At 49.8% G+C, this 26,815-nt stretch carries 24 protein-coding genes, 1 pseudogene and 1 riboswitch; of the genes and pseudogenes, 16 read left to right on the top strand and 9 right to left on the bottom strand.

The annotated features are described in order from the left end of the window. Positions 1-24 precede the first annotated feature (24 nt). The gene (locus A372_RS0125335; RefSeq protein ID WP_019423722.1) at positions 25-423 is read left to right on the top strand and encodes a hypothetical protein; all 399 of its coding nucleotides are present in this window, start codon (positions 25-27) and stop codon (positions 421-423) included. Between the two features lie 142 nt (positions 424-565). Here the strand turns inward: A372_RS0125335 and A372_RS36960 are convergent, their stop codons facing one another. Continuing rightward, complete coding sequence (locus tag A372_RS36960; RefSeq protein WP_019423721.1) at positions 566-715, bottom strand: hypothetical protein; 150 nt, start codon at positions 713-715, stop codon at positions 566-568. A 247-nt stretch (positions 716-962) separates the two neighbouring features. On the opposite strand from A372_RS36960, the gene trxA reads away from it, so the two are divergent. The 5 genes from trxA (at position 963) to A372_RS0125305 (ending at position 6,971) form a co-directional block, all read left to right on the top strand. Continuing rightward, positions 963-1,283: a thioredoxin gene (trxA, locus tag A372_RS0125325; protein WP_019423720.1), complete on the top strand. Its 321-nt coding sequence runs from the start codon at positions 963-965 to the stop codon at positions 1,281-1,283. 173 nt (positions 1,284-1,456) lie between these two features. Beyond that, positions 1,457-3,505, top strand: a complete 2,049-nt coding sequence (uvrC, locus tag A372_RS0125320) for an excinuclease ABC subunit UvrC (RefSeq protein WP_019423719.1) — start codon at positions 1,457-1,459, stop codon at positions 3,503-3,505. A 97-nt stretch (positions 3,506-3,602) separates the two neighbouring features. Then, entirely contained in the window at positions 3,603-4,802 is a 1,200-nt protein-coding gene (locus A372_RS0125315; protein ID WP_019423718.1) for a phosphoenolpyruvate hydrolase family protein, read from the top strand. A 106-nt stretch (positions 4,803-4,908) separates the two neighbouring features. Then, entirely contained in the window at positions 4,909-6,117 is a 1,209-nt protein-coding gene (locus tag A372_RS0125310; RefSeq protein WP_019423717.1) for a Tm-1-like ATP-binding domain-containing protein, read from the top strand. 20 nt (positions 6,118-6,137) lie between these two features. Continuing rightward, positions 6,138-6,971, top strand: a complete 834-nt coding sequence (locus A372_RS0125305; protein WP_019423716.1) for a phosphoenolpyruvate hydrolase family protein — start codon at positions 6,138-6,140, stop codon at positions 6,969-6,971. A gap of 221 nt (positions 6,972-7,192) precedes the next feature. Here the strand turns inward: A372_RS0125305 and A372_RS0125300 are convergent, their stop codons facing one another. Beyond that, positions 7,193-8,884: a CPBP family intramembrane glutamic endopeptidase gene (locus A372_RS0125300; protein ID WP_019423715.1), complete on the bottom strand. Its 1,692-nt coding sequence runs from the start codon at positions 8,882-8,884 to the stop codon at positions 7,193-7,195. 240 nt (positions 8,885-9,124) lie between these two features. Continuing rightward, positions 9,125-9,283, top strand: a riboswitch (cyclic di-AMP (ydaO/yuaA leader). A 59-nt stretch (positions 9,284-9,342) separates the two neighbouring features. On the opposite strand from A372_RS0125300, the gene A372_RS0125295 reads away from it, so the two are divergent. Together A372_RS0125295 and A372_RS0125290 are read left to right on the top strand one after the other, a co-directional pair. Beyond that, on the top strand, positions 9,343-10,701 hold the full coding sequence (locus tag A372_RS0125295) for a TrkH family potassium uptake protein (protein WP_019423714.1): 1,359 nt from the start codon (positions 9,343-9,345) through the stop codon (positions 10,699-10,701). Positions 10,702-10,739: 38 nt separating this feature from the next. Continuing rightward, positions 10,740-11,408 carry a potassium channel family protein gene (locus A372_RS0125290; protein WP_019423713.1) on the top strand — a complete coding sequence of 223 codons (669 nt, stop codon included), beginning with the start codon at positions 10,740-10,742 and terminating at the stop codon, positions 11,406-11,408. Between the two features lie 79 nt (positions 11,409-11,487). Here the strand turns inward: A372_RS0125290 and A372_RS0125285 are convergent, their stop codons facing one another. The 3 genes from A372_RS0125285 to A372_RS0125275 form a co-directional block, all read right to left on the bottom strand. Next, entirely contained in the window at positions 11,488-11,847 is a 360-nt protein-coding gene (locus A372_RS0125285) for a GntR family transcriptional regulator (protein WP_019423712.1), read from the bottom strand. A gap of 192 nt (positions 11,848-12,039) precedes the next feature. Further along, a complete protein-coding gene (locus A372_RS0125280) occupies positions 12,040-12,876 on the bottom strand; it encodes a hypothetical protein (RefSeq protein ID WP_019423711.1) in 837 nt (278 codons plus the stop codon). Positions 12,877-12,958: 82 nt separating this feature from the next. Continuing rightward, positions 12,959-13,873, bottom strand: a complete 915-nt coding sequence (locus A372_RS0125275; protein ID WP_019423710.1) for a LysR family transcriptional regulator — start codon at positions 13,871-13,873, stop codon at positions 12,959-12,961. A gap of 333 nt (positions 13,874-14,206) precedes the next feature. On the opposite strand from A372_RS0125275, the gene A372_RS0125270 reads away from it, so the two are divergent. From A372_RS0125270 to sdhB, 3 genes are read left to right on the top strand one after another with little or no spacing between them, the layout of a single operon-like run. Next, entirely contained in the window at positions 14,207-14,881 is a 675-nt protein-coding gene (locus tag A372_RS0125270; RefSeq protein ID WP_026011285.1) for a succinate dehydrogenase cytochrome b558 subunit, read from the top strand. 16 nt (positions 14,882-14,897) lie between these two features. Further along, positions 14,898-16,667: a succinate dehydrogenase flavoprotein subunit gene (gene sdhA, locus A372_RS0125265; protein ID WP_019423708.1), complete on the top strand. Its 1,770-nt coding sequence runs from the start codon at positions 14,898-14,900 to the stop codon at positions 16,665-16,667. Between the two features lie 2 nt (positions 16,668-16,669). Next, entirely contained in the window at positions 16,670-17,434 is a 765-nt protein-coding gene (sdhB, locus tag A372_RS0125260) for a succinate dehydrogenase iron-sulfur subunit (protein WP_019423707.1), read from the top strand. 389 nt (positions 17,435-17,823) lie between these two features. On the opposite strand, the pseudogene A372_RS34730 reads toward sdhB, so the two are convergent. After that, positions 17,824-18,849, bottom strand: a pseudogene (locus tag A372_RS34730) (sulfatase family protein); the annotation flags it as partial. Positions 18,850-18,854: 5 nt separating this feature from the next. Between A372_RS34730 and A372_RS39680 the strand changes: the two are divergent. Both A372_RS39680 and A372_RS0125245 read left to right on the top strand, forming a co-directional pair. Further along, a complete protein-coding gene (locus A372_RS39680; protein WP_083858944.1) occupies positions 18,855-19,049 on the top strand; it encodes a helix-turn-helix transcriptional regulator in 195 nt (64 codons plus the stop codon). A 135-nt stretch (positions 19,050-19,184) separates the two neighbouring features. Beyond that, positions 19,185-19,556 carry a hypothetical protein gene (locus A372_RS0125245; protein WP_083858941.1) on the top strand — a complete coding sequence of 124 codons (372 nt, stop codon included), beginning with the start codon at positions 19,185-19,187 and terminating at the stop codon, positions 19,554-19,556. Between the two features lie 572 nt (positions 19,557-20,128). Here the strand turns inward: A372_RS0125245 and A372_RS0125240 are convergent. Further along, positions 20,129-21,499: an aldehyde dehydrogenase gene (locus A372_RS0125240; RefSeq protein WP_019423703.1), complete on the bottom strand. Its 1,371-nt coding sequence runs from the start codon at positions 21,497-21,499 to the stop codon at positions 20,129-20,131. 177 nt (positions 21,500-21,676) lie between these two features. On the opposite strand from A372_RS0125240, the gene A372_RS0125235 reads away from it, so the two are divergent. The 3 genes from A372_RS0125235 (at position 21,677) to A372_RS0125225 (ending at position 24,618) form a co-directional block, all read left to right on the top strand. Beyond that, positions 21,677-22,579 (top strand): metallophosphoesterase, encoded by a 903-nt coding sequence (locus A372_RS0125235; protein WP_237728593.1) that lies wholly within the window; start codon positions 21,677-21,679, stop codon positions 22,577-22,579. 144 nt (positions 22,580-22,723) lie between these two features. Next, the gene (locus tag A372_RS0125230) at positions 22,724-23,476 is read left to right on the top strand and encodes a metallophosphoesterase family protein (protein ID WP_019423701.1); all 753 of its coding nucleotides are present in this window, start codon (positions 22,724-22,726) and stop codon (positions 23,474-23,476) included. A gap of 158 nt (positions 23,477-23,634) precedes the next feature. Continuing rightward, complete coding sequence (locus tag A372_RS0125225; protein ID WP_019423700.1) at positions 23,635-24,618, top strand: DMT family transporter; 984 nt, start codon at positions 23,635-23,637, stop codon at positions 24,616-24,618. 172 nt (positions 24,619-24,790) lie between these two features. Here the strand turns inward: A372_RS0125225 and A372_RS0125220 are convergent, their stop codons facing one another. After that, complete coding sequence (locus A372_RS0125220; protein WP_019423699.1) at positions 24,791-25,603, bottom strand: histidinol-phosphatase; 813 nt, start codon at positions 25,601-25,603, stop codon at positions 24,791-24,793. A 10-nt stretch (positions 25,604-25,613) separates the two neighbouring features. Beyond that, positions 25,614-26,516, bottom strand: coding sequence for a LysR family transcriptional regulator (locus A372_RS0125215; protein WP_019423698.1), 903 nt, complete (start codon positions 26,514-26,516; stop codon positions 25,614-25,616). Positions 26,517-26,815 lie beyond the last annotated feature (299 nt).

Raw genomic sequence — 26,815 nt, 5'->3', positions numbered from 1 at the left:
TTTTTTCAACAGGGAGGAATTATTGTGAATTCGAAATTTTTACGCAAGCAAATGATTTGCGGCTTGATGGCGGCATTGATGGTCGGCGCGTGGGCATTGCCTGCTTCCGCTCAGACAGCGGCTGCTTCCGATGCAGCGAGCACATCCGTTACGAGTGAAGTTACGGGGACGGCGGATGAGGCGCAAACGACTACCGACATCGAAGAGCCGGCAGTTCCGGAACAAACGGTCGTTTCCGTGAAGGAGCCGGAAATCCGCGTGGACCTGACCAAAAGCATTGTCTTTTACCGTGCAGTCGGCGGTGAGTCCATTGGCTCACTGGAAGCGCAAACGATATACGTGGAACGGACAGAAACGGACGCAAAGGGCCAGAAGTGGGGCCAAGTTCATACGTGGCTCGGGTACGTGTGGGTTCGTCTGTAGAGAAATAACCGTACAGTTCTTGCACCATGCCAGCAACACGAAACAAAGTCCGGCCGCTATAAAGCGGGCCGGACTTTGTTCGCGTTGGGCTTATATCAGCGAAGACAAGTCGCCCGTCGTGCTTCAGAACGGTGAATGAGCGCTACGAGAGGATGAACTTCACAATCACCATGCCGAAAAAGACGACGAACATAAATCCGGTCATGGCGCCGAACCCGAACATCAAATCTGAAAAATCGTTGCGTGGTTCTTCGTTCACATGTTGGCGCGGGTCGATGCTTCTTGCTTCCATTGCGGGTCCTCCCATCTGTCGTGTCTTAATGCTATGATGCACATCACAGCATAGACAGGTATTTTAACCCAATTATCCGCTTATAGTATATCGAACTGCGGCAGGACTGTAAAGAGCGGGCCTTCCTTATCGTGTGACAAAATGGGAACAAAAATCCCGTTCAATTTCACATAAAACAGCGAACTGTGGTATACTTTACATGTTGACTCAGATTGCAAGCTTTTCACCATAAAGGAGGAACCTTATTATGGCTATCGTTAACGTATCCGACCAGACGTTCAAGACTGAAGTTGAAGGTCAAGAAGGCGTTGTATTGGTCGATTTCTGGGCGCCTTGGTGCGGTCCTTGTAAAATGTTAGCTCCTATCTTGGATGAATTGGACGGCGAAATCAGCAGCCAAGCGACGATTGCAAAAGTAAACGTGGATGAGAATCCAGAATCCGCGTCCCGCTTTGGCGTTATGAGCATCCCTACCATCATCGTATTCAAAGATGGCCAGCCTGTAGATAAAGTGGTTGGTGTGAATTCCAAGGATGCACTGAAGAACTTGGTTGGCAAGCATCAATAAAGATTTGCGCTACGGAGGACAACCCGTATCCGGTTGTTCCTTTTGTAATTTGTAAAGCAACGGCACTACCTAGCGTTATGCTGCCAAGCCTTCCCGATTCGGGAGGGCTTTTTCTTCTGCTTGTGCTCGTATACAATAGAGAATAGAAAAGTAACGAGAGAGGGGGGAGGACGATGAGCGACAGTGATATGAATCAATCCAATTGGCGTGCCGAGCGCTGGAAAGAGCGCTGGAACGAACGCTATGCTCCGGAAGAGGAAACGGAAATGACACCGGAAGAGCTTACCGAGCGGGGACAATCATTAGAGCGCATCCACAACAAGCTTGCGCTGCTGCCGGATCAGCCAGGTTGTTATTTGATGAAGAACCGGGAAGGCACGATCATTTATGTCGGCAAGGCGAAGGTGTTGAAGAACCGGGTCCGGTCCTACTTCTCCGGCAGCCATGACGGCAAGACGCAGCGCTTAGTATCTGAAATTCGCGACTTCGAATATATCGTCACTTCCAGCAACATGGAAGCTCTTATATTGGAATGCAACCTTATCAAGAAGCATCATCCTCGTTATAATGTGTTGCTGAAAGACGACAAGACGTTTCCATATATAAAAATTACGAATGAGCGCCATCCGCGGCTTGAAGTGACACGGCGCGTGTTGAAGGATAAGGCCAAATATTTCGGACCCTATCCGAACGGCTTTGCCGCCCAACAAACGAAGAAGCTGCTCGATCGCTTGTATCCGCTGCGCAAATGCAGCACAATGCCAGATCGGGTGTGCTTGTATTACCATATCGGCCAATGCTTGGCGCCGTGTGAGTATGAGGTGACCGAATCTGAGTACGAAGATATGGTGCAGGAAATTTCCAAGTTTTTGAGCGGCGGTCATGAAGAAATTAAAAAAGAGCTGCGTCGCAAAATGGAAGAAGCGGCAGAGGAGCTGCAGTTCGAGCGGGCGAAAGAGTTCCGTGATCAACTGATGTCGATTCAAGCCATAATGGAGAAGCAAAATATTAACACGGCGGATCAATTGGATCGGGACGTGTTCGGTTTTGCCGTAGACAAAGGCTGGATGTGCGTTCAGATTTTATATGTCCGCCAAGGCAAAATGATCGAGCGCCATGCGACGAAATTTCCGTTTTACGGCGAAGCGTACGACGATTTCATGTCCTTCGTTACGCAGTATTACAGCGAAAACCCGGCGCTCCCAAGGGAAATTCTGCTTCCGAACCCCGATCCGGTCGAAACCGAGGAGTCCGTGGATGCTGCGGAGCCTAGTGAATCGCTTATGCCAGTGACTGATGTTGAAGTGTCGGAGGAGAATAAAGCAGGCGCGGATGCACTGCAGGAATGGCTGAAAGTAAAGGTTCACATTCCTAAGCGAGGCTTGAAGAAGCAAATGATCGGCATGGCGATAGAGAATGCCCGTGTCACGCTGGATGAGAAATTCAAGCTGCTTGAACGCAGCGAGGAACGGACGCTGGGGGCGGCCGAACGGCTCGGCGCTGCGCTTGGCATCGGCTCAGCACGCCGCATCGAAGCGTTTGATAACTCGAACATCCAAGGGTCTGATCCGGTCTCAGCGATGGTCGTATTTATCGACGGCAAGCCGGCCAAGAAAGAATACCGCAAGTACAAGGTACGGACAGTTCAAGGTCCGGACGATTATGAGACGATGCGCGAAGTGATTCGCAGACGGTATGAACGGGTGCTGAAGGAACAGCTGGAGCAGCCTGATATGATCGTGGTTGACGGTGGCAAAGGCCAAATGTCAGCCGCCTTGGACGTACTCGAGAACGAGCTGGGCTTAGCCATTCCGGTATGCGGCTTGGTGAAGGACAACAAGCATAAGACGGCGCAGCTGATGGCTGGCGATCCGCCGGAAGTCGTTCCGCTTGGACGCGACAGCCAAGAGTTCTATTTGCTGCAGCGCATTCAGGATGAAGTGCACCGCTTTGCCATTACGTTCCACCGGGAGCGGCGGGCGAAATCGATGGTTACGTCTGCGCTCGATTCCATTCCCGGCATCGGCGAGAAGCGCCGGAAGATGCTGCTGAAGCATTTCGGTTCCTTGAAGAAAATACGCGAGGCTGCGGTCGAGGATTTCCGTCAGGTTGGTATCGGCGAGAAGCTGGCGAGAACGATATTGTCCTCGCTGCGGGACGAGGAAGAACAGCACGAGGCTGTTGCGGATGATGATCCGTACGAAGAAAAGAGCAGAGAATAAGTGAGCAAAGGCAGCTTTGTGGGGAACTTCCTGCAAAGCTGCTTTCAGGTTTAGATGGATTTTTACCTCGAGAGAGGGTCCGAAAGGGTGTGTTTTCGTGTATTTTGATCGCGATACAATAAGGAATCAGCTAAAAGCACAAATAAAAACAAATGGACATATTATTGGCGTAGCGTCTGGAGCAGGCATTACAGCGAAATATGCGGTAAAGGGCGGAGCTGATTTCATTTTAGCCTTGAACTCAGGACGTTTTAGACAGATGGGATTGAGCTCTCTTGGAGGATTACTGCCATTTGCTAACAGCAACGAGCTAGTTATGGAATTTGGCTCTAGAGAGATTATTCCTATCGTAAGAGACGTTCCTGTCATCTTTGGACTCTGTGCGACTGATCCAACCATTAACTTAGAAGATTATATGGAAACCATTCGTATGAAGGGCTTTTCTGGAATAAATAACTATCCAACCGTAGGATTAATGAACGGGCAATTTGGTGAGGCTTTGAAGGAAGAGGGGAATTGTTTTGAAACAGAAGTTAAGGCGATCAGAATAGCGAATGAGAAAGATCTGTTTTCGATTGCTTTTGTGTTTGACCAAGAGCAGGCACGAGACATGGCTGCTGCTGGCGCGGATATCATTTGCGCTCATTTAGGTTTTACAAAAGGCGGTATTTTGGGCGCGAAAAAAGTTTTATCCTTAAAAGCTGCTGCAGAGATGGCGAGAGATATTTTTCGTGCTTGTGATGAAATAAATCCCGATGTATTGAAGATGATCTATGGCGGTCCAGTCAATACACCTTCCGATGTGAAGTATATGTATGATAATACAGAAGCTGTAGGGTATTTGGGCGGTTCTTCATTTGAACGAATACCTTCTGAAGCAGCGATTACGAAAACGGCTATCGATTTCAAGGAGGTTGGACTTACTGAACATGACAAGCTCCTTCATAAAATGCTTGAGGGTGTGACCAAGCACTATGATTATGTTCAATTCGTTAAAGAGTATGTAGCTGCGAATTACATGAATGAGATTTCTTTTGCAGAACTGGCTTTGGTAGCTCATATTTCAAGGACGTATTTAAGTTATTTGTTCAAAAAAGAAGTTGGATGTACGTTTCCTGAGTATGTAACAAGGTTTCGAATCAATAAAGCAACGGAGTTAATGAAACAGAATCATATCGAGTTATCTGAAGTTTCCGAACTTGTGGGATATAATGACTACGCCCATTTTAGTAAAACGTTCAAGAAACAAACGGGGCTTTCCCCACGAGAGTATCAACGACAGTACAAAAACACATAAACACCATACAAATCTACATGAATCATCAAACATAAAACACTATACTTGAATTGTAAGCCGGCTTAGTAGTCCTTCATACTTCCACTTTTACGAGGAGGTCATTATATTGAAAACAGTTGCGATAGTCGGAACATTTGACTCCAAAGGAAAAGAATTTTCTTTTGTGAAAGATATTCTGCAAGGTCTTGGGTTGAATACGCTTACCATCCACAGTGGAGTATTCGAGCCCATGTTCGTCCCAGATATTTCGAATGAGGAAGTAGCCAAGGAAGTTCATGCAGATATTCGTGAAATCGCCTCCAAAAAAGACAGATCTTTAGCAACGGAAATTCTTGCAAAAGGTATGGAAAAACTAATTCCCAGACTATATGCGGAAGGAAAATTCGACGGAATCATCTCCTTTGGCGGTACCGGCGGCACATCCATTGTAACGCCAGGAATGAGAGCGCTGCCAATAGGTGTGCCGAAAATAATGGTGTCTACCGTCGCTTCCGGGAACGTCTCGCAGTATGTAGGGACTAGCGATATTATGATGTATCCATCTATCGTCGATGTATCGGGGCTGAACTCGATTTCAACGAAAATCTTTACCAATGCAGCCCTTGCGATTGCAGGCATGGTGAAATATGAGGTCGATTATAAAGTTGAAAAAAAACCGCTTATAGCCGCTACCATGTTTGGGCTTACAACCCCTTGCGTCAATCAGGCTAGGGAGTACTTGGAGGCACATGGGTATGAAGTGATTGTGTTCCATGCAACAGGTACTGGCGGCAAAACGATGGAAAGATTAATTGAATCTAATTTCTTCGATGGCGTGTTGGATCTCACCACAACAGAATGGTGTGATGAACTGGTAGGCGGTGTGTTGAATGCAGGACCGCATCGGCTCGAGGCAGCCGGGCGCTCTGGTGTGCCTCAAGTTGTTTCGACAGGAGCATTGGATATGGTCAACTTCGGGCCGTTTGACACGGTGCCGGAGAAATTCCAGGATAGAACTTTTTACAAGCATAACCCGACCGTGACTTTAATGAGAACGACGGTTCAAGAAAATAAAGAATTAGGCAAGATCATATCCGGAAAATTAAATAAGGCGACCTCTCCAACCGCATTAATGCTGCCTTTAAAGGGTGTTTCCGGGCTGGATGTGGAAGGACAGCCTTTCTATGGAGCAGAAGAGGATCGCGCCTTATTTGATACGCTAAGAAATAATATTGACCAAAACGCCGTAGAGCTCATTGAATTGGACTATGACATCAATGATAAACATTTCGCTTTAGCGGCAGCTAAAAAGTTAATCGAATTGATGCAGAAATAGAGAAATGAGGAGGAAGCAAAATGAAACAAACTCGTCAAGAAATCATAAACCAATTGAAAGAACATGTAGCTAAAGGTGAAATGATTCTAGGAGCCGGAGCAGGTACGGGGATTTCTGCAAAAAGCGGTGAAGCGGGCGGAGTAGATTTAATCATTATTTACAACTCGGGAAGATATAGAATGGCTGGCCGGGGATCGCTTGCAGGATTATTGCCTTATGGGGATGCTAACCAAATCGTTGTAGATATGGGAGCGGAAGTATTGCCAGTTGTGAAGCATACTCCAGTGCTTGCAGGCGTGTGCGGTACAGACCCTTTCAGAATGATGGAAGTTTTCTTGAAGCAGTTAAAAGAACAAGGGTTTGCAGGCGTGCAAAATTTTCCGACCGTTGGCTTGATTGATGGCGTCTTTAGAGCGAACCTTGAAGAAACCGGGATGGGCTATGATTTAGAGGTTGATATGATTCGGAAAGCACACGAGCTTGATTTGCTTACTACCCCATATGTATTTGATGAAGAACAAGCTATTAAAATGGCTAAAGCGGGTGCGGATATTTTGGTAGCGCACATGGGCTTGACAACAAAAGGAACAATTGGCGCGAAAACCGCATTGACTCTTGAGGATTGCGCCAAGAAAATCCAAGCTATTACCGATGCGGGCAAATCTGTAAATCCAGATATTATGGTCATTTGTCATGGCGGTCCGATTGCTGATCCGGAAGATGCTCAATATATTTTCGACAACACCGTAGGTGTGGATGGATTTTTCGGTGCTTCAAGTATTGAACGGTTTGCCACAGAGGTTGGTATTAAACAGCAAGCAGAAGCATTCAAACGTGTTAATTTAAAATCGTAGAATTTATAAACTTTTCAGGGGAAGCCATAGGTTTCCCCTTATTTACGTTTTTGTAGAGTTACTTTCCCTCGCCCATCCATTCGGCTATTAGATTGTCAAAAGTAGGCTCCTCAAACATCGGATTATGTCCGCTATGCTCAAAAATCACTTTCTTCACGTTCGCATAAGTGTCATTTATCAGATCCCATAACGAGACCGCAGCAACCTCCGCTTGTTTTGCTCTATGACATGGGTAACATGTTCACTTTGCGTTGATGAAGATTCTTTAAGCCGTATATAATCAGCACCGGCAGTATCAAGTATAGCGCGCCGAGCGCCGAGCCAGACACGGTTCCTCCCAGTAAGTAAGACATGCTCATCAACAAATTATCCAGCATGAGGTGGGCGAACAATGCCGTCCAGAAGCCGTGCCTCAGCATGATGTACAAGAATATAAAACCCATAATCAACAGTTCAACCGGCCGGGAGTAGAACGGGAATATCGGATAAGTGACATGTCCGAAAGCCCAGATGAGCGTCGGGATGAGACCAGCTATCCATGGATTTCTCACCCAGCGCTGCAACAGTCCCGTGCCGAACCAGCGATAGACGCCTTCTTCCGATATCGCAGCCATCCAAGCGAGCAGAGGATATAGCGCCGGCAGCCTCAAGTTAAGCGGAGACTGTGATGCATCTGTCGTCGACCATGCGCCAAATCCCGTCTCCAAGGCGGCGAAGATAAACGTCTGCACTCCAAGCAAGAGCCCTGCATAGACCGTGCCGAGCCAGAAGGCACGGGGCAGCACCGTACCGAACTCCGGACTGCTCCAGGTTGGCATCAAGCGCCGATGCTTAGACTGATCCCACAAGCGTGTGCCTGCTAGCAAGGAGAAATAGAGCACCACTCCCTGAAGCACTGTAATTCCGCCTTGGACGATCAAAGCGTACTCCATACGGATCTGTGCGGCAGGCACCCCGAATTGAAGCGAGATGAGGCCAGGCAGCAGGTTCCAGATATGAAGCAGGGAGATTCCGCATGAGACGATGGACAGTGTGATTATCGTACCGGAGCGGAATCGGATAAGCTTGCGGTAACGAATGCACGCGACGAGCGCGAGAATGCTGAGCAGCAACGACATCCATGTATAACCAATTTTATAAATGGACGAAGCGGTGGCGGTCTGCTGCAATTCCTCTGTTTTATAGCTTAGCGGCACCTCCCATACTGGCTTGGCTGTGACGACGTCGTTGTTGTGAAAGTGTACGACGAAGTCAAGCGTTGCGCCGCCAACTTTGGCTTTGGGCACCGTGAACCGTATTTCGTCCTTGCTGTTCAAGCTTTCTTGCTGAATGTTCAACTCGGATGATGACCAGCCCAATTGTTTTATGGTCTGTTCCGCCACGGCGCGATAGTCTAACGTTCGGGAGACGACGGAGTCATCCGCGGCAGTTGCCGGGCGTCCGGTGAAATTGAAGCCGATAATCTGGCCGTTCGTCATGTTGACATCGATGCTCAACACATCAGGGCGGCCTCCGCGTACAACGGAGAGCAGGACTTGATACCTATCATACGGAGCCTTGCGGCTCCAAGGCTGGAAGGCTTCCGTCAAACGTTCCTTGCTGATATATCCAGCCAGCGTGGAATCCGTCTGATACACGACTGTCGGGTCAGCACTTCGCAGCGTCAGTTCGGATCGCCAAGACTGCTGCTTCATGTACTGAATCGCCTTGTCGGCCGCCTCCGTCTTCGTAATCATTGAGACCTGTGCGCCTTCCTCCGGGCTCACCTCGAATTGCAGTAAGGGAATAATAACCTGCACGGTGAGAAACACTATGAACCCAACAATGGAAGCAATAAGTAAAGGCTTGGTTATGTAATAAGAAGGTGCAGCCTGATTATGAGCATCATGGTGTGCTTGATGGGTAAAAGACATCTTTTTTCCTCCATTTAGTCGTATATACGCAGTTCTCTTTTATTATTGTATCCACTTCATTTGTGTAAAGTCCAGCAGAGGAATGAAGCTACGCCTTGATAATGAAAGAGTTCTCGATACATTTCAAGAAAATGGGGTTTTGTAAGCGCTATTTAACGTTATTTTTCAGCCTATTCAACTGAATTTGTTCGATCTTTGACTTTGTGCGCGAGTAGGGAAACGTATATAATCTCGTTATGAATTGCATACATGCCGAGTTTCGTCAATGTACGAAAGCGGGGGAACCGATTAATGGGGTGAATTTCGCGTATGACGGGTCATAAGAACCGTCTGCGAATAGGGCAGCCTGAACGTGCCCGAATCCGTCAGCTAACCTCGTAGGCAAGTGCGTCAGGATACCAGCGATAGCATTGGATTTCCAGTGCTTTTTTTCGTGGACAAAAAGAGGTGACACCCCCTTGAAGCTTTCAAGGAAAAACAGGATTTTACATTTAACGCCGTCACGCATACTTGTCGTTGGATTTGCATTAATTATTTTATTAGGCGCATTTCTGCTTATGCTGCCGATATCAAATTCCAACGGACAGCCGCTGTCTTTTGTTGATGCGTTTTTCACAGCAACATCAGCAACCTGCGTGACCGGGCTAGTTGTGGTCGATACAGGCACCAACTTTACGGTGTTCGGGCAAGTGGTCATTATGCTGCTCATTCAAGTCGGCGGGCTTGGCTTCATGACGATGGCGACGTTGTTCGCGCTTGCTTTTAAAAAAAGAATTTCGTTAAAGGAACGTCTTATTTTACAAGAAGCGCTTAATCAAGGCAGCATGGAGGGAATTGTCCGCCTTATCCGCAAGGTGCTGCTGTTTGCCTTCTGTATCGAAGGAGCCGCCGCCATTCTGTTTGCGACGCGTTGGGCGTTCGACCTGCCACTCGGACAAGCCATTTATTTCGGGATATTCCATGCGGTGTCATTGTTCAACAATGCCGGATTCGACCTGTTCGGTTCGGTGTACGGACCGTTCTCCAGCTTAACGAGCTATGTAGGAGATCCGGTCATTAATACGGTGGCTATGTTGCTCATCGTACTCGGTGGGATTGGCTTTATCGTATTGTCCGATGTAGTGGATTATCGCCGTACCCGCAAATTGTCGCTGCATACGAAGATTGTTTTGACAATGACCGGACTTCTTATTGTTATCGGCACAGTCGTTATATTCATTTTTGAATTTACCAATACACGCACGCTCGCCGGTTTAAGCGGGTGGGAGCAGTTCTGGGCGTCTTTGTTCCAGTCTGTCAGCCCGCGTACGGCCGGCGCGAATACCATTGATATCGGCGCTATGCGCCAAGCTTCCCAGTTTTTTATGATCATACTGATGTTTATCGGGGCTTCGCCCGGTTCAACCGGGGGAGGGATCAAGACAACGACGTTCGCCATTCTTGTCGGCGCGGTCATTACGATGATTCGGGGAAAAGAGGATATCGTCATCTATCGCTATCGCTTGGCGAAGGACAGAATATTCAAAGCCGTTACGTTGACCTTGTTGGCGTTATTCCTGGTCATTATGGTCTCGATGATATTATCGACGACAGAGGACCATCCGTTCCTTATGATTTTGTTCGAGACGACGTCCGCCTTCGGCACGGTCGGCTTGACAATGGGCTTAACGACGGATTTGACCGATTTCGGCAAGGTGCTTCTATGTTTGACGATGTTTGCCGGACGATTGGGGCCGATAACGCTGGCCTATGCGCTCGGACCGAAGAGCGAGCGGGAACTGTACCGCCATCCGGAAGGCAAGATTACGATAGGGTAAATAGAGAATAGTAATGGATGAAGGAGTTAATAGCTATTATGGAGTTGCAGCAGTTTGCAGTAGTCGGGATGGGACGATTCGGATCGAGCCTTGCCAAGGAACTAGTCAGACTAGGACATCAAGTGCTGGGCATCGATAAAGATGAAGAGGTAGTTGCGGACATGACGGGCATGGTGACCCATGCCGTCGTGGCGGATGCGACGGATGAAGATGTGCTCCGCTCGCTCGGCATTCGCAACTTTGATTGCGCCATTGTTGCGATTGGCGATGACATCCAGACGAGCATCCTGGTCAGTATTCAGATGAAGGAGCTTGGCGTAAAGAAGGTAGTCGCCAAGGCGCTGTCTGACCTGCATGGCCGCGTGCTTGAGCGGCTTGACGTAGATCGGGTTATTTATCCCGAACGAGACATGGGAATCCGCGTTGCCCATCAGCTTGTGTCTCCGAATTTGCTCGATTATATCGAGCTGTCGAAGGAGTATACGATTGCTGAGCTCAGTGTACCCGGCTGCATGCAGGGGATGTCGCTGAAGGAATTGAACCCGCGGGCCAGATTCGGCTGCAGCATCGTCGCGCTCAACAAGCCGGAAGGCATCATTATCGCCCCGTCGGCCGAGGCTGTCCTAGATGAGCGGGACATTATGGTCATGATCGGAACCAACAATCAAATTGAGGATTTCGAAGAAGCGATTATGTTGAAAAAATAAAGAACACGCCGCCTGTTTGCCCGTCCATTGACGGAGTTAAGCGGGCGGCGTTTTATTTGTCTATGGGATTCACAAGCTGTCACTCCTGTATTTTCAAAATCATGTTGGCAAGCTCTTGCTTGTCAATTTCCAATGCTCTCGCTTCCTGAAGAATGCGCGGCAGCTCGACCTCTGCGAACTGGGCGCGGCGTTTCTCGCGCACGAGACGCTTCGCTCCTTGGCGCACGAACATTCCCACACCTCTTTTCTTGTACAATATGCCTTCGTCTACAAGCAAATTAATACCTTTGGCAGCCGTGGCTGGATTGATTTGCAGCACTTTGGCGAATTGATTGGTGGAAGGCACTTGGCCTTCTTCCTCTACGGCACCGATCAATATGTCATTTGCAATCATGTCGGCGATTTGCAGATAGATCGATTTGGACTCATCCAACAGCAATGGATTCACCTCGTTTCGTCCGGTTATCGTACTTACTCCACGCCGCATGCGCGGGCAAGCATTATTTCATGACCGCATTGGTTCATTACTCATGTGACTAACTATAGTTTCTGAAAATAAAAAAAGCAAGAGGCGCGATAACGCCTCTTGCCTGCAGCTTGCCATTGCAACCGTCTGCCGGCAAGGCAGCTGTTACAGAAAAATCTTCGTTAAAATGAGCAGCAGCACGAAGTAAAGGGCGATGCTGCTTGCGACGTACAAAAACCGGTTGTCGCGCGTCACTTCCGCCTGCTCCATCGTCTCGGATACCGTCATGATGACGGAGGTGAACCAGACGATGCCCGCGATCGCGAGCGACAGGGAAGTGAAGCTGATGAGCATCATGAGGAAGGCGACCAAGTAGGCCGGACCGTAGGGCATTTGCATCGCAGCCAAACGGACGAGGAACGTCTTCACGTCCGAACGCTGCACGCCCTTCCAGCGGCTGACGAGCCAGAGCGCGCCGAACAAGGCGGCGAGCGTAATAATGTAAAGCAAGACGAGCTTGATAAATAAACCGATAGACTCACCTGCGTTTAGATAAGCGCCGAAAGGATTAAGCATGGACATGAGACCGCTAAATATGCTAAAAGCGAACAAGGCGAAGCCAATTGCCGAAGCCGCCACTGCAATGACGCCGTACAGCCAGTCGGAGGCTGGCTGTAGAGCAGAGGCTTCCGTCGGATGCTTCATCAATTGAACGACGCGCTTCATATCAAAAGCTGATTCGCGCTTGGCTCCGAATGAAGCCCCGCCGTACGAATTGGAACCATTCGCGTCCAATGGTTGGTTAGGCACTTGGCCCGGAGCCGCATAAGGTGCCGAAGCGTCCATCGCTCCAGCAGCGGCGGCTGTCTCCCGGTGACTGGCGATTTCTTGGCGGACTGCCGATTCCTTCTGATCGGAAGTGCCGCTTAAGGCTGCCTCCTTGGAGCAGGTGTGGGGCTCATGCTCATCCAACTTCTCCCCACAACGGTTGCATACATCCATCTAACATCATCCTCCTGAAAACCCCTAGATTAGCAAAGTTTACTTTTTTCTTTTTCTATTTCAATTTCGACAGCAAATGACATTATTCCTTCTTGAAAATGTGATTCCATGTCGTCGCCGCCTGCGTCGTTTCTTCAATGAACCGTTTGGCCGCATGGCTTAAGGCGGCTTGCTCGGCGTATACAATAGAAGTGATGCGTTCGGTTTGCTTCAGCTCTTTTAAATGAATGGCGACCAATTTATTGTCCTGCAGCCATTCTGAGCGCAGATACGACTTCGGCAGCAGTGCAGCGGCATGGCTCGTCGACAGCAGCCGCACGATCGCCTCGAATGAATCGATCTCCATCCGGATATCCGGCATGATGCGATAGCGGCGGAACAGATCGTCGATGAGCTTGCGGTACCAGGAGCCTTTGGAGAACAGCAGCATCGGCAAGCCGTTCAAGCGGGCCATCGACCAGTCGCGGCAGTCTGCCAAGTCATGATTTTGCGGCAGCACCAGCTGCAAATGGTCTGCAAACAGCGGGATGCATATGAGGCCTGGTTCACGTATGGCATCAGCTACGAGCCCTAGATCAACCGATTGCTCGCGTACCTGAGAGACAATTTCGTGGGTCTTGCCTGTTACGGCTTTTACGTTAGCTTCCGGATGCTTTTTCACAAATAAGGAAACAAACAGCGGCAGCGTCGTCTGCAGTGTCGTTAAGCTGGCGCCTATCGTGACGGTAGCATGTCCTTCCGCCTTGTAATCGGCGATAGACTTCAAGAAATCGAGCTGGCGGTTGCGGATGTCAAGCGCGAATTCATAAGTAACCTGGCCGACGCGCGTCAGTTCGAGCCGTTTGCCGTTCCGAATAAACAAATCGACACCGAGCTCCGCTTCGAGCTTCGCAATCTGGCGGGACAGAGCAGGCTGAGATATGTTTAGCCGTTTGGATGCTTGATTCAGACTGGTCAACTCGACGACCGATGCAAAGGACTCTAACAAATCCAACATATTCTGAGACCTCCCATTTCATAAATAATATGAAAATGCAAATTGTCAATGATCTCACACTTATGCGATTTAGTTATAAAAATTATAATAATATTGCAATTCCATTATAAGCAAAAAAGGAGTAACATGGAAGTGTCACAAGTTGTTCACATTACGAGGAAGCGGTTACAAGGGCTACGCATGAGCGCTGTCGAAGGAAGCAACAACAGGGTTTTGCAGCCCTGATAAAAAAGTGACAAAATGTTGACGCTTTCGACAGGCACAGGTAAAATGAGGATGTTTCATTACCAAAATCTACATGGATGCAAAATGGAAAGGGGAAACGGCACGCTTATGAAACGAGGTTATTTTTACTCGCGGAAGTTGCACTCGCTTCTAGGGGTTATCCCGCTTGGGTTCTTTCTTATTACTCACATGATATCCAACTACTCCGCATACGAGGGCGGAAGGGAATCGTTCCAAGACAAAGTCGCATTAATCAACGGTTTGCCGCTGGTGTTTTTCATGGAAATGTTCTTCATTTGGCTTCCGCTTCTGTATCACGGTGTGTACGGCCTGTATATCGCATACACGGCCCGCAACAATGTGGGGAATTACAATTATGGACGTAATGTCGCTTTTCTGATGCAGCGCATTACCGGTGTGATCACGTTTATCTTCGTGACATGGCACGTTTACGAGACGAGGGTGCAGGTGGCGCTAGGCAACATTACCCATGAAGAGCTCGGCTCTCATATGAACAGCATCGTTACGCAGCCAATGATGTTCATCATCTATCTGATTGGAGTCGTTGCGGCATCGTATCACTTTGCGAACGGCATGTGGGCGTTCCTGGTCAGTTGGGGTATCACGGTCGGACCGCGCTCACAAGCCATTTCTGCTAAAATTTGCATGGGCCTGTTCGTGCTCATGTCCACGCTGTTCGTGCTTGCGCTGTTCGCCTTCCGGGGGAAAGAGTTCGAAGCATCTGCAGCAGCGATACATTCGTTAGTTACCATCATCGGTTAAGGGAGAGTGGCGCAAAGTGGCTAAACAGAACATTATCGTCGTCGGCGGGGGCCTGGCTGGGCTGATGGCAGCAGTTAAAGCAGCGGAAGCAGGCGTTCACGTCGACCTTTTTTCTTTAGTTCCAGTGAAACGTTCTCACTCTGTCTGCGCACAGGGCGGCATTAACGGTGCGGTGAACACGAAGGGGGAAGGAGACTCGCCTTGGGAGCATTTTGACGATACCGTGTACGGCGGTGACTTCTTGGCGAACCAGCCCCCGGTCAAGGCAATGTGCGAAGCGGCGCCGGGCATTATCCACTTGATGGATCGCATGGGGGTTATGTTCAGCCGGACCTCCGAAGGCTTGCTTGATTTCCGCCGTTTCGGGGGCACGCAATACCACCGGACAGCGTTTGCGGGCGCGACGACAGGCCAACAGCTGTTGTACGCGCTTGACGAGCAGGTGCGGCGTTGGGAAGCGGCAGGACTCGTGACGAAGTATGAGCACTGGGAGTTCCTGTCCGCTATCATTGATGATGAAGAGATTTGCCGAGGCATTACCGCTCAGGATCTGCGCTCGATGGATATTAAGTCATTCGTGGCGGATGCGGTCATTCTGGCGACTGGCGGCCCTGGCATTATTTTCGGGAAAACAACGAACTCTGTCATTAATACAGGAACAGCGGCGAGTGCGGTATATCAACAAGGGGTGCGTTATGCGAATGGAGAATTCATTCAGATTCACCCGACGGCGATTCCGGGCGATGACAAGCTGCGCTTGATGTCAGAGTCGGCGCGTGGAGAAGGCGGACGCATCTGGACTTATAAAGATGGCAAGCCATGGTATTTCCTCGAAGAGAAGTACCCGGCTTACGGGAACTTGGTGCCGCGTGATATCGCAACCCGTGAAATCTTCCACGTCTGCGTAGATTTGAAGCTGGGCATTAACGGGGAGAACATGGTGTACCTGGATCTGTCCCATAAAGATCCGAAAGAGCTGGATGTGAAGCTAGGCGGCATTATTGAAATCTATGAGAAATTTATGGGCGACGACCCACGCAAAATTCCGATGAAAATATTCCCGGCCGTTCACTATTCGATGGGCGGCATGTGGGTCGATTATAACCAAATGACCAACATTAAAGGGTTGTTCGCCGCAGGAGAATGCGAATATCAATATCACGGTGCGAACCGTCTTGGTGCTAACTCCTTGCTGTCGGCCATCTTTGGCGGCATGGTTGCCGGCCCGAAAGCGGTGGAATATATTCGTGGTCTCGATAAGTCAGCCGAAGATGTCGCTTCTAGCGTATTTGAACGCGAGGCGAAGCTGAGAACGAATAAATATGAAAGCCTGTTAAGCATGAACGGTACAGAGAATGCGTACGTGCTCCATAAAGAGCTTGGTGAATGGATGACGAACAACATGACTGTTGTCCGTTATAATCACAAGCTGGAAGAGACGATTCATAAGATTAAAGAGCTGAAGCAGCGCTACAATAACATCAACATGACGGATACCGCCCGTTGGAGCAACCAAGGCGTAACCTTCACGCGCCAGCTGTGGAACATGATCGAATTAGCGGAAGCTATGACGCTGGGCGCTCTGCTTCGCGACGAAAGCCGCGGCGCGCACTACAAGCCGGATTTCCTTGAGCGTAACGACGAGCAGTTCATGAAGTCGACGATTGCGACATGGACGCCGGATGGCCCGCAAATCAGCTATGAAGATATAGACGTATCGTTGATCGAGCCGCGCAAGCGCGACTACACGACGGATAAGCAGAAAGATAAGAAGAAAGGAGAATAACGATGGCGGAAGCTGTGGCTCAATCTAAAAAGATCAAGTTCATTGTCACGCGTCAGGACGCTCCGGACGCGCAGCCGTATACCGAGGAGTTCGAAATTCCGTATCGTCCGAACATGAACGTCATTAGCGCGCTTATGGAAATTCAACGCAATCCGATCAATTCAGGCGGCAAGGATACATCTCCAGTGTGCTGGGAGTCGAACTGCTTGGAGGAAGTGTGCGGCGCATGCTCCATGGTCATTAATGGAAAGCCGAGACAGGCTTGCACCGCGCTCGTCGATAAGCTGGAGCAGCCGATTTCTCTGGCACCGATGAAGACGTTCCCAATCGTGCGCGACCTCGTTATTAACCGTGAGCGTATGTTCGATGCTCTGAAACGGGTTAAGGCTTGGATTCCGATTGACGGCACGTATGATCTCGGTCCCGGACCGCGCATGGCGGAGACGAAGCGCCAGTGGGCGTATGAACTGTCCAAGTGCATGACGTGCGGTGTCTGTCTAGAGGCTTGTCCGAACGTTAACGACAAGACGAGCTTCATCGGACCTGCTCCCATTTCCCAGGTGCGGCTGTTCAATGCGCATCCGACGGGGGAGATGAATCAGGATGAGCGCTTGGAGGCACTGCTTGACGACGGCGGTATCGAAGGCTGCGGGAACTCGCAGAACTGTGTTCGCTCCTGTCCGAAAGAGATTCCGTTGACGACATCCATTGCAGAAATGAACAAAGATACGACGAAGCTCATGTTCAAGCGTTGGTTTAAGATGTAGTTCTTCGCTTGTGACGAACCATATAGTATGGATAAGAAATGAACATTATTATTAGATATTTGCGCCTCGATTGCGGGGCGCTCTTTCTTTTTTAGACAACCTCTATGAAATATCTAATGGAGGCGATATCAATGGCAGAAGAGACTATTCAGCAGCACGACACAGACGACATCGTCATTACGCGATCGGACCACGATCTTCAAGCTGTATACTGGACATGTGAGCGCCAATAATTTGCATCTTTATTACAAGCTCGGATACGTAACGGAGAAGGAGCAGCATATTCACGAGCAGCTGACTCTCTTGCATTTGGTGAAGCGCCGCCCTGTCAGCAGTTCCTGACAAGGCGGCGCTCAGCTATAACAATGACCGGCGTTTCAACACATACTTTAAGCGCCCCAAATGCGCGGCATGGGCATCGATTCCTTGCCAAGCTCGGCCCAAATATATTTCAGCAGCAGCTCTTGCTTTAACGGTTGGGATGAGACATCGTCCCACAGAGTGCGGATCTCGTTCGGGTCTTCTTTCAGATCGAACAGCTCGCCGTATGTCTGATTGTAATAGACGGTCAGCTTATACCGCTCATCGACATATGTTTTCTGATGAATCGTCGTCGCTTCATGGCGGAATTCACAGATGGCGTGTTGTCGTGCGGGAGTGGATTCGTCCTGCCATACACCGCGCTGATCCACTCCTGTCATAGCGTAAGGAATCCGGGCTCCGGCGAAGGACAGAAATGTCGGTGCCAGATCGACGAGCGATTGGAGCTGATCGCTTACGCGTCCTGCTGGGACAACGCCTGGGTAACGGACGATAAATGGCAATTTGATTAAGTCTTCGTAATGAAATCCACCCTTGGCCTGCAGATCGTGCTGCCCGAAGAAATGCCCATGATCCGAAGTGAAGACGATTAGCGTGTTGTCTGCCAGACCGAGCGCATCCAATTTATCCAGGATTGCGCCGATGTACTTATCCATCAGGCTGATCATGCCGTAATAAGTTGTAACGATCTGCTTGCGCCGCTGTTCGTCACGGATAACATGCGAGTGATAGCCGTGAATGGAATTGCCCGATTCGCGCCATGCGCCGAAGTCTGAATTATCTTCCTGCGTCATCCGAAAATGAGGCAGATTGTTGTCATGCTCTCTTGGAATCAGCTCCGGGATCGTTACCTGTTCCGGGTCGTACATGCTATGCCACGGTTCAGGCGCGAGATATGGCGGATGCGGGTCGAAGAAGCTGGACCAGAGCAGAAACGGCTCTCCGTATTGTTGATATTGTTCCAAAAGGGCATTGGTTCGCTCCGCAATCCAACGGTTATTGTGATATTCCTCGGGAATCGGCCAATGGAAGGCTTGCTCCGGGTTCATCATGCCGGTAGGCGGAGTGAAATAGTCGCGCCAATTGGAACAGCCGTTATATCCGTGCGCTTCGACTTCAGGAGGCGGAACGCCTGTTAAAGCAAGGGAATCTGTCAGTTGCAGATATTGCGCTGTCGGTCGGCTATGGAGACATTTATTCGTTTACGAGCGCCTTTAAGCGAAGCATCGGCATGTCACCGTCCCATTACAGAGACAAGTATGTATTAATCGAGCAATCTTCGACAGATGGCTAAGGCGAAAAATAAATTATGAATATTTAGTGAAATTTTTAGTATTCGAAAGCTTCAATATGTTTTATAGTAAAAAGTAAATATATTTCAGTCAATGTCTCCCGCATCCTTGAATCGAATCGCATTACAGCAACTGCGATGAAAGCCCAAAAACAGGGGGTGTTATTCATAATTATCCATTTGTCTGAGAAAGACAAACACAGATGGAAGCAGAGCGGTCTTTTTAGACGGCTGAAGGCGATTGTAGATGATTGGGACCCATTAGGTTTATTGGCGCTAGGCGCGCCGAACGATGAATACGACTGCTTGACCGTACATATTGTCGAACTGTATGAAAGGCAGTTAGACATGCCGGAAATGGCAGAGCGATTGGAACAGTGCATGGAAGAGCATTTCGGAATTGGGCCGAGCATAATGGGGCCGGAGCGATTGCAGTTATGGCGGGAAGGAACCGCTTCGTTTTGTAAGCGCTTAGAATGGGAGCGGGAGATGTTGGCTGAGAATCAATGAGTATCAATGGAATGGTTAAAGCGCTTATCATTGAGCTGGTTTCGTACTCTTGAATAAGGGGATGAGCCAGCTCATTTTGTTGCAATCATGTAAGAGCGAGTGAAGAACAATTCATGACCTATATAAGTGGGAAATAAATGATTTTCCACGGTCGAAGCAAGCCCTATTGGAAAATATACAGTGAAATGTACGGATTGGGCGGCTAAACGGCATATGGACTATATTTGTCCAGTGAACTGGCTGCTTTTCAGCGATTACTGCTGAAGAGTGTCAAAGCACTGTATGAATTCCAATGGAACCTACGATAAAGAGAGCTACACTGCATTTTCTTTTCATTGCACAAAATTCAATGCAGGATGAGACAAGGGGGGATACGATCAAGCCAAGCCCCCAGCCTTGCTTTATCTCTTCGAAGAGGAAATAGGCGGATAAATAGAGTCGAATACAATCAAATCTCGAAAGATTATAAGTTCAACTTATATAAATGCACTAAATTATAGCGAAGCGGGCTCAGAGAAAAAGAGCCCGCTTGGATTGATAATCTTGCAGTATGTCATACTCTCTTCGGCGCACTAGCGCATTAACCGCTTCATGATGTCTTTGCGGTTTTTGGCACCGGGGTAGCGGAAGGAAATGTCGAACCAGGTAGGCTGATACAGTACGCTCTTCTTGTGGCTGAACGCATCAAAGCTGTATTTCCCATGATAATTGCCGATGCCGCTCTCGCCGACGCCACCGAACGGGAGGTAAGGCGTCGCGATATGCATGAGCGTATCATTGATGCATCCGCCTCCGAAGGAAATGCGCTCCACCACCCGTTCCTCCAGCCTGCGGTCCTTCGTGAAGAGATAGAGCGCGAGCGGCTTCGGGCGTGCCAGAATGGCCAGCTCTGCCTCATCATACGAATCGTAGGTCAGGACAGGCAGAATCGGGCCGAAGATCTCCTCCTGCATCACAGGCATCTCCCACGTCACTTCAGTCAGAACGGTAGGCGCCATGCGGCGCTGCTCCTTGCTGATCTCACCGCCAAAGGCAATCCGGCCATCCTGTAAGAAGGGCTGAAGCCGTTCTATATGCCGCTCGCTCACGATGGAAGCATACTCTAGGCTCTGGAGCGGATCATTCCCGTAAAATCGCCGCACCGCCTGATTCAATTCGTGAACGAACTGGTCGCGCCGTGAGTGGTGGACATACACATAATCCGGCGCGATGCACGTCTGGCCGGCGTTGGTCCATTTGCCGAAGGCGATGCGTCTTGCTGCAAGCGCGATATCGGCATCTTCATGGACAATGCACGGACTCTTGCCGCCGAGCTCCAGCGTCACCGGGATAAGCCGCTTCGCCGCCGCATTCATGACGATCTTGCCGACATGGACGCTGCCGGTGAAGAAAATAAAATCAAACGGCAGGTCAAGCAGCTGCGTGCTCGTCTCTACCCCGCCCTCCACCACAGTCACATGACGCGGATCGAACGTTTCCTTAATCAATCGCGCGATGCAAGCGCTCGTGTGCGGCGTCAGCTCGGATGGCTTCACCACCGCTGTATTGCCGGCTGCAAGCGCACCGATAAGCGGTGCTACCGCCAATTGGAACGGATAGTTCCATGGCGCGATAATTAGCGTGCAGCCGTACGGCTCGGGCACAATCTTGCCGCGGCTTCCTATATGCGTCAGCGCCGCTTTGACCTTGCGCGGCTTCGCCCAGCGCCCAACCCGCTTCGCCGCGAGCCGCGCTTCCTCCAGGACGATGCCGATTTCGGTCATATAAGCTTCGGCCTCGCTCTTGCCCAAGTCCATGTGCAGCGCACGGACGATGTCGCCCTCCATGTGGGAGACAGCACTGTGCAGCGCTGTCAGTGCACGCCTGCGCATGACAATGCCGCGCGTATTGCCTTCGTGGAAGTACGAGCGCTGAGAAGATAGTATATCCGCCGGTATAGACATGAACGGAAGCCTCCTTTCCGCAATAAAGTTATGTATTTCTGTGAAAACTATTACTTCTCGGTGCTGAAAAGTTACTTTTTAAACACGCATTATGAGATCATTAAACCATATTATTCGGGCATTTGCATTGCTTTCCCCACTGATTCATAATAAAAGCAATGAGTGATAAAGTGGGGAATGATGGTGGACTCTCTGTCGAGAAGAAACGCAAATCAGCGTCCGGAACGGAGCCCGGGGCGGCGCCGCTTTCTGCGCAGGCTGCTTGGCGTCATGATCGGTGTTCCCGCTGCTGCGGCGGGTTATGCCCGATTCATTGAGCCGCTCATGCTTCGGCAACGAACGTTACACCTTTCTTTGCCGCGGCTGCCGCAAGCTTTCAACGGTCTTACGATTGCACATCTTACAGATATTCATTTTGGCCACCATATGAGCGCCGAGCGGCTGCAGCAAGTTGTCGACGACATTCAGGCGGCCGAACCGGACCTCATATGCCTGACGGGGGATTTAGTAGAGGACTGTGAAGTATCGGTCGCGCAAGCGATCCCGGTGCTGCGGCAATTGACGGCGCCACTTGGCAAATTCGCGGTGCTCGGCAATCATGATTATGAGCGCGGCATGGACTTGGCAAGCGAAGCCTTCGAGGCTTCTGGCTTTCAGGTGCTGAAGAATGAGAGTCACCTGATTGAACGTCACGGGGCCGTAGTAGCCGTTGCAGGGATCGATGATGCCCTCAAGGGCATACCTGATATGAACGCAGCTCTGCGCGGCATAGCTGCCGATACGTGCAGCATTCTGCTTGCTCACGAGCCGGATTGGGGCAAGGAATCGCTTAATTACCCGATCGATCTTCAGTTATCAGGACATAGTCATGGCGGACAGGTTCGGCTTCCTTTCTTTGGGCCGCTGCTGCTGCCTAGACTTGGAACACGCTATCCTGACGGCCTATATGAGTTGGAACGGACAGGGGGAGAAACGCGATCCCTATTTATTTATACGAGCCGCGGGATAGGGACGACCGTGCTTCCCATTCGCTTTTCCTGTCCGCCGGAGTGGACGATAATTACGTTATCAAAGAGCTAGTATCGGCATAAACCTTGCCAATGAAGCATAGCAAAGAAAATATGGATCGATAGCCAGCAACACGTTAGGACGTGTTTCAACCAATTACATTGCAGAAACGGTCTGAATAATAATAATTGCTACCTAGAGAGGAGACGATGCGAAATGCAGTCCATTGCCATCATTTCAGATATACATGGAAACATACAGGCGCTGGAAGCAGTGGTCACTGATATTAAGCGTCAAGGCGCTGATCGGATATATTGCCTAGGAGACCTGGTCGGCAAAGGACCGAATCCAGCAGAAGCGGTCGACCTCCTGTTCGAACATTGCGACGTGATCGTGCGGGGGAATTGGGACGATCTCGTCCTGCAAATCGAAGACGATGATCAATTCCGCTGGCATGCGGAGCAGCTCGGAAGCAAGCGATTGGAGATGCTTAGCAAGCTGCCGTTCTCGCATGATTTCATTATGAGTGGCCGGCATATTCGGCTCGTTCACGCTTCGCCGCAAAGCGTCTATCATCGCGTTCAGCCATGGGATGATCTGGAGAAGCGTCTCGGCATGTTCGAATTTACATCTTCTTTAAGCGAGCCGCTGCATCCTTGCCAACCGCCGGATGTCGTTGTATACGGAGACATCCATAACGCTTACTTGCAGCACCTGCAGGGCCGGACGCTAGTCAATTGCGGCAGCGTAGGCAATCCGCTGGATATGACGCAAGCGTCATATATTATGCTGCAGGGCCATTGCGGGCAAGTGCATGCGAGTGAATTCTCCATTCATTTTCACCGTGTTCCATATGATATCGAACACGCCGTACGTGCGGCGGAAGAGGCTGGCATGCCTGGTCTTAAGCCATACGTGCGCGAGCTGCGCACCGGCGTATACCGAGGCTTGCAGAAGGCCGAGGAATAGCCTGAAAGAGGTTGTTCTAATAGCGACCCTTTTGAATACGCAACGAAAGTTACTTTGCTCTTCCCAAGCACTTATCATGGTGATACGATAGTATCCGTTGCTTTCATTACGGAGCGACTTCATTATGTAATAAGCGAACGGAAAGGTGGAGACATCAAGTGAAAGCGCAGCAGTGGTTCACTCATCCTGTCGGCATGACGGTCAGCGCCGTACTGGCCACATTATTGTGGGGAAGCGCCATGCCTGCCATCAAGATTGGGTACGAAGAGCTTGGCATTGCTTCGCAGGCGACGCATGAACAATGGGTGTTCGCGGGGTACCGTTTCCTTTTGGCTGGATTCATGCTCATGTTGTTCGCGGCATGTGTCAACCGTGCCGCTCGTCTGGGGAATCCGACGATACGACCCAAGCCGCGGCGTACAGGATGGCGTGTGGCACGCCTTGCCGTCATTCAGACTTTTTTGCAGTATTTATGTTTTTATATCGGCTTAAGTTTAAGTACGGGCATGAAGGGAGCTATCATTACGGGAGCAACCTGCTTCTTTCAAATGGTTGTAGCTCGTCTCATGGATGGCAACGAGAGCTTCACGCCAGGCAAGACGTTAGGCTTGTGCCTTGGATTCGCTGGCGTCATCATCGTCACGTTGAATCAGGGCGGAATGGCAATGTCGCTTGGTATCGGGGACGTATGTCTGATTCTGTCCGCATTGTTTGGCGGATGGGGCAACGTGCTGGCCCGCCATGAAGCTAGAGATTTTCCCGTATTATGGCTTACCGGACGACAAATGGCGCTCGGCGGCTTCGGACTCATCGTCATCGGAGCGTGGCGCGCTGGCTGGGCGCCTTTCCATTGGGATACCGCTTCGGTTATGCTGCTGTTGTACTTGGCCTTCCTCTCGGCGGCGGGATTTAGTCTATGGAACATGGTCATGAAATATAACAGTGTGGGCAAAGTATCGATGTTCTTATTCCTTATTCCGGTATTTGGCGTCTTGCTGTCCGCGTGGCTGCTTGGCGAAGCGTGGAATGAGTGGACGCTCGCAGCGCTTGGACTTGTGGTGGCGGGAATTCTCGTCGTCAACCGATCGGCGGTTGCGAAGCAACGTGAGGTAACGATTCACCAAGCCGACAAAGCTTGTTAACATCAATTTAACGATTTGTTACACAACGGTAATATTCCTGTTAACGTCGGTTAATGTTGAGAGGGTATATTGGTAACAAGACCCCCTTTTGATGAATATATATATCCCTTGAGTCGGACCTGAACGCTTCAGGTCCTCTTTTTTTGTCGTTCACACCATACAAAAAGCCGCTCTAATCGAGCGGCACCTCATGCTTCTGCTTCTCTTTGTAATATACCCAGCGCGTGAACCCGATGTCCTTCAAGCGCGTACGGACTTCCTCCCATTCGTCGCCGACGCGGGAAGGGATATGCGCATCGGAGCCGAAGGTCACATCAACTCCGAAGTGGAGCGCACGCTCCAATATTTCATCTGACGGATACCAACCGCCGCTCAGCTTCGTCTTGCCGGACGTGTTAATCTCAATGGCGACCTTGCATTCCGAGATGACCTTGAGCGTGTCGTCAATGACGTCCCATGCCTCGATCTCGGAGAACGCCGGATAATTGCCCTTCATCGCATCGATGTGGCCGAGAATGTGGAACATGCCGGATCGCGCGGAATCCTGGATGAGCTCGTAATAGACGCGCTTCTCGGCAATTTTCCGCTCCGTGGACAAGTTCTTCCACCGATTTTTATTGAATATGCTGACGCCGCTCGTATTGTGCACCGAGCCGATGATGTAGTCGAACGGGTAACGGGACAGCACTTCGCGATACAGCTCCGCATACTCCGGAAAGAAGTCGGATTCGATGCCTAGCAGCACATCGATACGTCCCGCATATTCCTGCTTCAATTGCAGAACTTCGTCCACATAGTTGCTGAGCTCGCCCTTTGCCATAGCAATATTGGGGAACGGCTGCTCTTCATCGCTGCCGAAATAAGGTGTATGGTCCGAAATGCCGATAACGTGCAGCCCATGCTTGATACCTGCTTCGATATAATCGCGAATGTTGCCATCAGCATGGCCGCAGCGAAAATGATGCGTATGCAAATCAAATTTCATAAATAACCTCCTATTCTGAACCGATGAATTGAGTTTCCGGCATGCCCTTCAAGTCATTTAAAAATTGCTGCATCGCCGAGTTTAAGTATCGGCCTGTACGATACATGACCCCAACGGGATGGGCCGTTTCCAATTCATTAATATGTACGATTTGCAGCGATCCGCGACGTAACTCAGTGCTGACCGACAGCTTCGAGATGATAGCTGCGCCCAGGTTGAGCTCCACCATCCGCTTCACTTCTTCGCTGCTGGACAGTTCCATGACGATGTGTGGCTGAATGTTGTATTTGCGGAAGAGCTCGTCTGCAAATTTGCGTCCCAACGTGTCGGGTGACAGCACAATCAGAGGGATTTCCCGCAGCATTTCCACCGTGCCATGCTTATGTTGAGCAAGGGGATGGTCCGGGCTTACTACTAGCTCGAACGTATCGTAGTAGAGCACGGAAGAGACTAAATTCGGGTTCTTTTCATTTAAATAGCCGATGCCGATATCGACCGTTCCGTTCTCGATATGGGCCATGACATGCGAGGAGGACATCGACAGAATCTTTGTCTTAATTAACGGAAATTGGTCCTGAAAATAGGAAAGCACCCGCGGAAGAATCTGAATCGCAATCGATGTCGTCGTACCTAACACAATATGGCCTTGAGGAACTTGATTCAAATCGGCGAGCTTCTGCTTCAAGTCATCGACAATATTTAAAATACGCGCTGCATGTTCAAGAAATACTTGACCGCTATCCGTTAAGGTGACCGGTTGGTTGCGGTCGATGAGCACCGTCTTGAACTCATCCTCCAAGCTCTTGATCTGCGCGGACACGGCGGGCTGCGTCAAATTAAGCAATTCCCCCGCCTTGCGGAAGCTCATTGTTTTGGAGATGGTGGTGAGCGTTTCCAATTGGCTTAAATTCATGAGGGCTCCTCCTATCCCATGCAATGATTTTTGTTGCGTTTACATGCCTTAAAAGAATTTATCATTTTTATCGTAGTAATAAAATTGTTTTCTCAATATACTTCTGATTATAGAGGAAGCGGACTGTCTGAGCAAATGATTGCCAATTTATCTATGCTATATACAAGGAGATGCTGGATTGATTGCCGCCTATCGCAACCGCTCTTTCCGATACAGTATTGTTGGATGGGCCTCATTATGATGGTGCTGCTTCTGGCATTCAGCGTGGATGGAATCAATGAGATTCTTCCCAATGCAGC

Source organism: Paenibacillus sp. OSY-SE (assembly GCF_000283315.1).
Taxonomy (GTDB): Bacteria; Bacillota; Bacilli; order Paenibacillales; family Paenibacillaceae; genus Paenibacillus_B; species Paenibacillus_B profundus.
This window is presented reverse-complemented; position numbering and strand designations above follow the sequence as displayed.

Bases quoted from the DNA above. Each gene is read 5' to 3' on its own strand.
- A372_RS36960 (WP_019423721.1), bottom strand. From the start codon at position 715: ATGGAAGCAAGAAGCATCGACCCGCGCCAACATGTGAACGAAGAACCA.
- trxA (WP_019423720.1), top strand. From the start codon at position 963: ATGGCTATCGTTAACGTATCCGACCAGACGTTCAAGACTGAAGTTGAA.
- uvrC (WP_019423719.1), top strand. From the start codon at position 1,457: ATGAGCGACAGTGATATGAATCAATCCAATTGGCGTGCCGAGCGCTGG.
- A372_RS0125305 (WP_019423716.1), top strand. From the start codon at position 6,138: ATGAAACAAACTCGTCAAGAAATCATAAACCAATTGAAAGAACATGTA.
- A372_RS0125300 (WP_019423715.1), bottom strand. From the start codon at position 8,884: ATGTCTTTTACCCATCAAGCACACCATGATGCTCATAATCAGGCTGCA.
- A372_RS0125290 (WP_019423713.1), top strand. From the start codon at position 10,740: ATGGAGTTGCAGCAGTTTGCAGTAGTCGGGATGGGACGATTCGGATCG.
- A372_RS0125280 (WP_019423711.1), bottom strand. From the start codon at position 12,876: ATGGATGTATGCAACCGTTGTGGGGAGAAGTTGGATGAGCATGAGCCC.
- A372_RS0125275 (WP_019423710.1), bottom strand. From the start codon at position 13,873: ATGTTGGATTTGTTAGAGTCCTTTGCATCGGTCGTCGAGTTGACCAGT.
- A372_RS0125270 (WP_026011285.1), top strand. From the start codon at position 14,207: ATGAAACGAGGTTATTTTTACTCGCGGAAGTTGCACTCGCTTCTAGGG.
- sdhB (WP_019423707.1), top strand. From the start codon at position 16,670: ATGGCGGAAGCTGTGGCTCAATCTAAAAAGATCAAGTTCATTGTCACG.
- A372_RS0125245 (WP_083858941.1), top strand. From the start codon at position 19,185: ATGAAAGCCCAAAAACAGGGGGTGTTATTCATAATTATCCATTTGTCT.
- A372_RS0125240 (WP_019423703.1), bottom strand. From the start codon at position 21,499: ATGTCTATACCGGCGGATATACTATCTTCTCAGCGCTCGTACTTCCAC.
- A372_RS0125235 (WP_237728593.1), top strand. From the start codon at position 21,677: ATGATGGTGGACTCTCTGTCGAGAAGAAACGCAAATCAGCGTCCGGAA.
- A372_RS0125230 (WP_019423701.1), top strand. From the start codon at position 22,724: ATGCAGTCCATTGCCATCATTTCAGATATACATGGAAACATACAGGCG.
- A372_RS0125220 (WP_019423699.1), bottom strand. From the start codon at position 25,603: ATGAAATTTGATTTGCATACGCATCATTTTCGCTGCGGCCATGCTGAT.
- A372_RS0125215 (WP_019423698.1), bottom strand. From the start codon at position 26,516: ATGAATTTAAGCCAATTGGAAACGCTCACCACCATCTCCAAAACAATG.